Source organism: Oleiphilus sp. HI0061 (assembly GCF_001635675.1).
Genome location: NZ_LWFE01000436.1, coordinates 1 through 1,347, shown reverse-complemented (window position 1 = coordinate 1,347; position 1,347 = coordinate 1). Strand labels below are relative to the sequence as shown.

Genomic DNA, 1,347 nt, shown 5'->3' with positions numbered 1-1,347 from the left:
TACCTTGCGCCTGAATCGAGCGGCCATTAGGGGTATAGTAGCGGGCCGTTGTTAGCTTAAGCCCATATTCAGCATCAAGAGCCATGACGTTCTGTACAGAGCCTTTGCCGAAGCTCTGTGTTCCCATTATGACTGCCCGATTGTGATCTTGAAGTGCTCCGGCCAAGATTTCAGAAGCTGATGCGGAGCCTCCATCAATAAGAACGATAATGGGTATGCCATTAGCATCGTCACCAGGTGTCGCGTTAAAGCTTAAATCGGCTTCGCTAGCACGGCCTTTTGTATAAACGATGAGACCTTCTTCAATCAACTGGTCGGCAACTTCTACTGAAGCACGAAGTACGCCTCCAGGGTTGTTTCTTAAGTCAATAACTAAGCCTGCAAGTTCTTCAGTTTCATCTTGAAGCTTTTTAAGGCCTTTGGCGAAGTCGCTACCAGTTTGTGCCTGAAATTGAGTGATACGGATGTAGCCGTACTGCTCATCAAGTACTAGCGTTTTGACGCTGGTTACTTGAATAATGTCACGTACGACTTTTATTTCTAATGGCTCGCGCTCGCCTTCACGGACGATGGTCAATGTAATCGGCTCACCCGCTTCACCACGCATCGTGTCAACAGCTTGATCAAGACTCATTCCTTTTACGGGTGTTTCATCTAATTTGATAATTAAATCGCCAGCCTCAATGCCTGCTTTCTGAGCGGGGGTATCATCAATCGGCGCAATAACTTTTACAAAGCCATTCTCCATACCTACCTCTATACCCAAGCCGCCAAATGTGCCTGAAGTGTTCTCTTGCAGGTCTGAAAATGCGCTTGGCTCAAGATAAGCTGAGTGTGGGTCAAGCCCTGACAACATGCCACGAATCGCATATTTTAGCAGGGTAGCGTCATCTATTTCTTCGACGTAGGCATTCTTAATTTTGCCAAATACATTGGTAAACTTTCGCAGCTCATTTAAAGGTAAGGGGGCAGTCGCTTGTTCCGAAGCTAAATTAGTATCTTGTATACCAGCACTTTCAGTTTGCTGGGAAAGTGCGGGCTGACTGAAAGATAAGCACCCAGCCAGAATAGCGCTGTAAGTGCAGATGCGTTTGCGGCGTGATGTCATTAAAGGTAAGGAACGAGAAACTAATTTCATTAAGTGGGTCCTGAAGAATTTATTTTCGTAGCCATCGGCTAGGATTTAAAGGCTTTCCGTCTTTTCTAATTTCAAAGTATAGCCCTGTTTCACTTTTTGCATTACTTTGCCCTGCATAGGCGAGAACTTCACCTGCTCTAACCCAGTCTCCGGTATCTTTTGCAAGGCTCTTATTGTTACCGTACAAACTCATGTAATTATTACCATGA

The 1,347-nt window shown here is 45.4% G+C and carries 2 protein-coding genes; both read right to left on the bottom strand.

From position 1 onward, the window contains the following. Positions 1 to 1,138, bottom strand: a 1,138-nt coding sequence (locus A3735_RS05890; RefSeq protein ID WP_068637745.1) for a S41 family peptidase, incomplete at its 3' end; no start/stop codon positions are given. A gap of 19 nt (positions 1,139 to 1,157) precedes the next feature. Then, positions 1,158 to 1,347 (bottom strand): murein hydrolase activator EnvC (locus tag A3735_RS05885; protein WP_156499443.1); only part of this gene is annotated, 190 nt, incomplete at its 5' end.